Below are 6,980 nucleotides of genomic sequence, written 5' to 3'. Positions count from 1 at the left end.
ACGCCCCCTTCTACGTCGTCGCCATCGCCATCGTCCTCCACGGCGTGTCCGCCTTCTTTGTCTCGCTGCCATTCGCCGAGTTGTCGTACCTCGCAGTGACGCTGACGACCGGGACGTTTCTCGGGGTAGCGAGCACGCTCGCGTTCGCCGTGGCCGAACAGCGCTACCCCCGGGACCGCGACCCCGGTATCACGTAAAAAAGCGTATCGTCCGACAGCGCATGGGACGGAGTTGGCGCTCGAATGTCGGCGTGTATCCCGCTTAGACGCCCCGGCCCTGCAACTTCTCTTCTTCGGGCATCGTCTCGTTCGCTTGGCCTTTCATGCCCTTGCCGGGAGACTTGGCGATCTCCTTGAGCGTGTCGGGGTCATCGTAGTTGTTGACGGCCGCAACGATCGCTTCGCCCATCGCCTGGGGATTCTCCGCGCCGAAGATGCCGGAGCCGACAAAGATGCCATCACAGCCCAACTGCATCATGAGCGCGGCGTCCGCGGGAGTCGCGATCCCGCCCGCCGCGAAGTTAACGACCGGCAGTCGGCCCATCTCGGCGGTCTCGTGGACGAGATCGCGGGGCGCCTCGTGCTCTCTGGCCCACTCGTCGCGCTCCTCGTAGGCCATCCCGGAGAGCGTGCGAATCGCGCGCTGGATGTTCCGCTGGTGGGTGACGGCCTGATTCACGTCGCCGGTCCCGGCCTCGCCCTTTGTCCGGATCATCGCCGCGCCTTCGTCGATCCGGCGCAACGCCTCTTGGAGGTTCCGGGCCCCGCAGACGAACGGCGAGGTGAACTCCCGTTTGTCGATGTGGTAGCGCTCGTCGGCGGTCGTGAGCACCTCCGATTCGTCGATCATGTCCGCGCCGGTTGCCTCGAGGATTTGGGCCTCGGCGGCGTGGCCGATGCGGGCTTTCCCCATCACCGGGAGCGAGACCTCATCGATGATCTCCTCTAGGGCACCGGGGTCGGCCATCCGGGCGACGCCACCGCGTTTCCGGATGTCAGCGGGGACCGCCTCGAGCGACATGACGGCGACCGCGCCGGCGTCCTCGGCGACACGGGCCTGCTCGCGCGTGACGACGTCCATGATGACGCCGCCCTTCTGCATCTTCGCGAAACCACGTTTCACGAGGTCCGTGCCCCGCTTGAGTTCCTCGAGATCCGTTTCACTCATACTGCAATCTAAGGGCCGAGCACACTTAATCCGTGTCGTTCCCCCCGTTCGTTTACCGTTGGTTTTCGGGGCCATCGGCCCCGCCGAGTCTCCGGCCCGGTCGCCGAGCGTCGGCACACACCGGCGGGCCGCTCTCGGGGCGTTTTTATCTTCTCGCCCGGAGTGACCAGTATGAATGTCCGCGGACTCCTAGAGTCCGATGTCCCCCGCGAGGACCTTCCCCGGTACGTCGCGCCGCTGCCCGAACCCGTCGAGAACCTCGCGTTGAACCTCGTGTGGCCGATCGTCCTCGTGAACCTGGCCGGGACGGCGTTCGGTTTTTACTACTACGGCTTCCAGCTCGCTCGGACACCTGTGGAGATGTGGCCTTTTGTCCCCGACAGCCCCGTCGCAACGCTGTTTGTCGCCTTGGCACTCGCATCGTGGAAACTCGGTCACGCGCGGGAGTGGCTGACCGCGCTGGCTTTCTTCGGCAACATCATCCTGGGTGGATGGACCGTCTGGGTGCATCTCGCATTCTGGTCGGAGTTCAGCTATCTCCACCCCGCGATGCGGCAGTTCCTGATCTGGAGCCACGCCGCGATGGTGCTGCAGGCGTTCGTTCTCCACCGGATCGCTGGCTTCTCGCCGGCCGGTGTCGGCGGTGCGACCGCGTGGTACACCCTCGATACGACCGTCGATTACTTTCTTCCGGTCCGTGGGGGGCTCCATCACACGTTCCTCCCCGTCGCCCGCGAGGAGCCGATGTTCCTCGGCGCAGACGCTCTCGGCGTGGCGGCGGCGGGCGCGGTCGGCCTGTTCGTGCTCGCGCTCTATCTCGCGATGGCGACGCGGGTTGAAAAAGAACGCGTGTGGCGGACCCGGCGTTCAGGACGTTCCGGCCCGACTCATGGGTAGCGCGCGCTTACTCGCCGGCAGCCCACCGAATAAAGACGATGGCGGCGCCGAGCAGCGTCACGTTCTGGAGAAACGACGTGAGTTCCTGATCGCGCGCGTCGTCATCGACGGCCCAGAAGTCGTGCATCAGCGGGGTGACGCCGATAAAGAAGGCCGCGACGCTCGACCCCGAGAGTCGGGGGAACGTCCAAGTGCCGATCCCGAGACTTCCGCCGAGCAGGAGACCGGTAGCGGCCGGGACCAATCGATCGGCCGCCGGGACGCCCTTGGCGTCCGCGTAGGCGACACGCCCCTCGAGGTTCGTCAGGTTGCGTATCGCGAGCGCGGCGAGCCCACCTGCAAAGAGCACTCGACCGAGCAACGACGGTTCGCCGTTTGCTGTGTCCGATGAATCTGACATCGTGTGTCCGGAGTCTCCCCTCGCTATTTAAGTAATCGCTCTTGGGGCGGGAGCTGCTGGTATCGGTGGGACGGGTCGAAGAGAATCGCTCACGGGTCCCTCTACGCTCTGTTCGCGTTTCGGGACCTCACTGCGTTCGGTTTCGCTATAGGCCGGTCGGGAATCACACGAGCGGAGCGAGCGAGAAGTCGGGCGGCCCACGACCACTGGGAGTGCGCCGGCCGGGATTTGAACCCGGGCCATGAGCTTGGAAGGCTCAGGTCCTACCACTAGACCACCGGCGCTCGTCGTCCTCGCGCCGTGACTCGCGGCCCATCGGGCCGCTAACCACCGGCGCGCACAGGATCGTAACACCACGTCATATAAGGGTCTTTTTGTTCTCGAAACAGTATTTAAATGATCCGGCAGACACGCCATCCATATTTAACTCCGCCACGGTCACGACGACTCAACGACGGCGTAGCAGTTCCCGCTGGAAACGAACGACTCGATGACTGTGAGATCGCTCGCGGCGAGGTCCGCGTCGAACTCCGCGAGCGTATAAATGTGGTAGTAGCGTGGGACCGTCTCGCCGCCGGGGAGCGTCCAGTCGATCTCGGTATCGAAGCCCGTCTCGGCGTCCGCGTCGGCCTCAAATCGATCGTGTGCGGTGCTCCAAGCGCTGACGAGCGCCGCGCCGTCATCGTCGAGGGCGCGCGCGAGTTCGTCAAGGCTCTCCCGGCGGAGACACCGTGTCGGGAGGTGATGTAGCGTCGCGACGTACACCGCGAGGCCCACCGATCCGTCGGCAATCGGCAGCGATGCGGCGTCGCCGGCTACGAGCGCGGCTTCAGGGGCCCGCTCGCCCGCCGCCGACAGCAACTCGCGGCTCACGTCGAGACCGATAACCCGGTCAGCGTGTTCGGCCAGCAACTCGGTGTGGCGGCCGTTTCCACAGCCAATATCGAGGGCCGTGGCGGCACGGCGGCCCGCACAGAATGATTCGACCTCCGGCCAGGGGTACTCGCGGGTCGATGAAAAGTGGGCGGCGATCCGGTCGTACGTCGCTCGGATGCCGGCGCGGTCGTCCATGGCCTCGGTTTCGCCGCGGGGACAAAGAGGGCGACGATGCGAGCCGAGACGGAGGACGAACGCCGACGCGGTACAGCGATCAGATCACGAAGGTCAACACGACGTAGGAGATCGAGAGCATGACCGCGGCGTGTTTCATACCGGCTTTAATCGAGCCACTACCCATGACGCCGGCGGCGAGTCCCGAAAGTAGCGACTGGACCAATGCGGTGTGGAGAAAGACGAGCCGGTATGCGTCCCGGTCGCTGCTCTCGAAGCCGCCGAGCGGCCCCGCCCCGACGCCGCCCGCCGCGCCGCCGACGCTCCCCACGTCCGGCAGGCTCGGGATCAGGACGTACTCGAGTGCACCGATGACGACGAGAAAGACCAAAAAGGAGACGTACACCACGACGAGGTAGGTGAACATCTCCTGTCGGCGCTGCCTGCGGAGTTGGAGGTCCGAACGAGCCTGTTCGGCCGCGATCCGGAGTACTGGGCCGATCTCGTTCGAGGCGTGCATCGCGTTCGTGATGAGCGTGACGACGCGAGTGATGGAGGGCGTCCGGACGCGCGCTTCGAATCGCGAGAGCGCTTCCTCGGTCGTTGCGCCCCACTGGACGTCCCGCCAGATGCGGTCGACCTCCGCGTCAAGCGCGCCCATGTCCCCCCGGCGGACCCGATCGAACGAGGAGACGACTGAGATCCCAGCCTCGTTGAGGCTGGCGAGCCGTTCGAGGAGGTCCGGAACGGTCGATTCGAGCCGTTTGAGCCGACGCTGGCTGTACTCGTAGACGATCGCGAACGTCCCGCTCAGGAAGATCGTCACCTGTACAAGCAGGTCGTCCAGTGCCCGGACATCGACGCCGCCGCCGGCGAACACCGCCGGTAGCCGGACAGCAGTCGCGATGACCGCGATCGGGACGGTGACGTACAGGAGCAACCGCGGCCGATCGATGACGGACGACAGCGGCGAGGCGAGCGTTTCTCTGATCGACCGGAGCCGGCGGTACGCGAACAGTCGTCCGTGATCGGCCGCCGCACCCGGTCGGGTGTAGCCGCCGTCGCTTTCCACGGAGTGGCCGGCGGTGAGTCCCTCAGCTGGCCGCTCCCGGTCGCGTTCGTGTTCGTGTTCGTGTTCGTCCCCCGTCGCACGAAGCGGCCGGGTGACGTCGAGGAGGTACGCCAGAAACAATACGTTCGCAGCGGGAATAATGACGTACGTCAAGACCCGCATCAACAGAAGCGTATCGCCGGCCGTAAGCCCGATTATCAACAGAATCGTGATGAGAAACAACATACCGGCGACGATCACGGTCACGTACACCTCCGCGGTGGTCGCGAGGAGATTGAGTATCTCTGCCTGCTGCTCTTCGGCCTCGTCGCGGTAGCGCTCGTACTGCTCGCGGAGGAACTCAGAGACGTCCCCGCCGCTCTGGAGGACACTCGAGAGGTTCTCGGTGAACGTGCCGAAGCGCTCGGAGGGCGTGTTCTCCGAGAGGTCCTGGACGGCTGTCACGAGGTCGACGTTGAACAGATCGATATTCTGGACGGCGACGCCGACCTCGGCGGCACCCGCGCCGAACACCCGCTCGTTGGCCGAGAGCGTTCGGAGCACGTCCGGAAACGACATCCCACCACGAGTGAGGGCGTAGGTGAACGCGACTGTTCGGGGAAGGCCGGCGTCGATCCGTCTCGCACGCCCGTCCGCCCGGATCGACGGTATCCGCCACCGGAGTTCATGGGTCGCCCCCGCCGCGACCCCGCTTAGGAGCCCGCCACTCAGGAGAAACAGCCCGAGTTGGACGGCGGTGGGGGTCTCGATCGTCGCGTTCGGGTCGAACGTGAAACCGGGCGAGGAGGCGACGAACAGCCCCGCGGCGCCGACGTACACGCCGGCCACCGCGCCCGCGACCCCGATCCCGGCGACGTAGATATACGTCTTTGCGGCGTACTCCCGGTAGGGAACGCCGATCGCCGCCGCCCGAAGCGACTGTTCCCGTTCGGTATCGATCTCGATCCGGCGGCCGCCGAGAAGGAGAAATGCCACTCGCGTAATCGCGCTATCGATCCGGGGGCTGTACGGGGCTGCGGCGAACACACCGAGAAGACAGACCGCCGCGAGAAGCGGGAGCACCCAGAGCATCTATCCGCTCCGCGGTTCGGCCTCGTTCGACGCCGGGTCGACGGCCTCACCGGCGTCGAGATCGATGCGGCTGTCCGACTCGGCCGCCTCGATTCGGTCCATCACCTCCTCGGGGACGGCGTAGTATCGGTTGACCATCGCCGTGAACTGCTCGTACTGGGTGATCCCTCGCTCCTGAAGAAACGCCAGGAACCGCCGGCGTCGGCGCATCTCCCTGAGCAACTCCGTTTTCGACCAGCCGCGCTCCTCGCGGATCTCCTCGGTCAGTTTCTTCGTTCCCTCGCTGAACTCGTCGGTCGCGGAGTCCCACTGGTAGGCTCCCGTGTAGTCGAGTTCGCCGGTCCGTTGGTCGATCCCCTCGATCTCGGCGATCGTCCCCGCCCGGCGAACGCGCTCGCTGCCGAAGCGGGCGAGCCGCTGGACACAGAGGACATCGAGCGACTGGACCATCGGCCGCGGCACGTTGATCGGCTCGTTCTCGAGGCGGTTGATGACCGTCTGGACCGAATCGGCGTGCATCGTCGACAGCGTCGTGTGCCCGGTATTCATCGCCTGAAACAGCGTCATCGCCTCCTCGCCGCGGACCTCGCCGACGATGATGTACTCGGGGCGGTGTCGGAGCGCCGACCGCAGCAGGTCATACATCGTAACGTTCGCGGCCTCGTCGAGGCGCTCGCGGGTCACACACGACAGCCAGTTATCGTGATACAGCGACAGTTCGCGGGTGTCCTCGATGGTGATCAGCTTCGACCGCGGCGGGATGAACATCGAGATGGCGTTCATCGAGGTGGTCTTTCCCGAGGCGGTCCCACCCGCAAAGACGATGTTCTTGTTGTGTTCGATCGCCAGCCACAGATACGCCATCTGATCGAGCGAGTAGGTTCCGAACTCAAGCAGGTCGATCGGGGTGAACGGCTCGTCGCTGTACTTCCGGATGGTGAACGCCGATCCGTGTGGCGTCACCTCCTCGCCCAGCGCCAACTCCGCCCGGGAACCGTCGACGAGCGTCGTCTCGACGATCGGGTTGCCCACAGAGATGTGCCGACCGGCCTGCTGGGCCATCCGGACGATGTAACTGTCGAGGCCGGTCTCCTCAAACGAGATGTTCGTCTCGATGTCCTGGTAGCCGTCGTGGTAGGCGTACAGCGGGATGTTGTACCCGTCACAGGAGATGTCCTCGATGTAGGGGTCGTGCATCAGCGGATCGACCTTGCCGAAGCCCTGGAACCGCCGGTAGAGATAATAGTACAGCCGGTAGAATCCTGCGACGTCCGGCTCGACCCCGTATCGCTCGAGCCGCGTTCGGAGTTCCGACCGGAGGAC

General features: G+C 65.2%; 6 protein-coding genes, 1 tRNA gene and 1 pseudogene. 2 read left to right on the top strand and 6 right to left on the bottom strand.

The annotated features are described in order from the left end of the window. A pseudogene (locus ACI944_RS09650) lies at positions 1–197 on the top strand (hypothetical protein); the annotation flags it as partial. Between the two features lie 64 nt (positions 198–261). On the opposite strand, the gene pdxS reads toward ACI944_RS09650, so the two are convergent. Beyond that, entirely contained in the window at positions 262–1,167 is a 906-nt protein-coding gene (pdxS, locus tag ACI944_RS09645) for a pyridoxal 5'-phosphate synthase lyase subunit PdxS (protein WP_411718833.1), read from the bottom strand. A gap of 171 nt (positions 1,168–1,338) precedes the next feature. Between pdxS and ACI944_RS09640 the strand changes: the two genes are divergently transcribed. Next, positions 1,339–2,064, top strand: coding sequence for a DUF1405 domain-containing protein (locus ACI944_RS09640; RefSeq protein WP_411718832.1), 726 nt, complete (start codon positions 1,339–1,341; stop codon positions 2,062–2,064). A gap of 7 nt (positions 2,065–2,071) precedes the next feature. Here the strand turns inward: ACI944_RS09640 and ACI944_RS09635 are convergent, their stop codons facing one another. From ACI944_RS09635 to ACI944_RS09615, 5 genes are all read right to left on the bottom strand, one after another. Then, positions 2,072–2,464, bottom strand: coding sequence for a DoxX family protein (locus tag ACI944_RS09635; protein WP_411718831.1), 393 nt, complete (start codon positions 2,462–2,464; stop codon positions 2,072–2,074). A 213-nt stretch (positions 2,465–2,677) separates the two neighbouring features. Continuing rightward, positions 2,678–2,748: transfer RNA gene (locus ACI944_RS09630), tRNA-Gly, on the bottom strand. 154 nt (positions 2,749–2,902) lie between these two features. Further along, complete coding sequence (locus ACI944_RS09625; RefSeq protein WP_411718830.1) at positions 2,903–3,535, bottom strand: class I SAM-dependent methyltransferase; 633 nt, start codon at positions 3,533–3,535, stop codon at positions 2,903–2,905. Positions 3,536–3,614: 79 nt separating this feature from the next. Continuing rightward, positions 3,615–5,657 carry a type II secretion system F family protein gene (locus ACI944_RS09620; RefSeq protein WP_411718829.1) on the bottom strand — a complete coding sequence of 681 codons (2,043 nt, stop codon included), beginning with the start codon at positions 5,655–5,657 and terminating at the stop codon, positions 3,615–3,617. Next, a partial coding sequence (locus ACI944_RS09615; protein ID WP_411718828.1) for a type II/IV secretion system ATPase subunit occupies positions 5,658–6,980 on the bottom strand: 1,323 nt, incomplete at its 5' end. It abuts the gene before it with no gap.

Source organism: Natronomonas sp. (genome assembly GCF_046710025.1).
Lineage (GTDB): Archaea > Halobacteriota > Halobacteria > Halobacteriales > Haloarculaceae > Natronomonas.
Note: the sequence above shows the minus strand (reverse complement) of the source record. Positions and strands in the feature narration are given on the sequence as shown.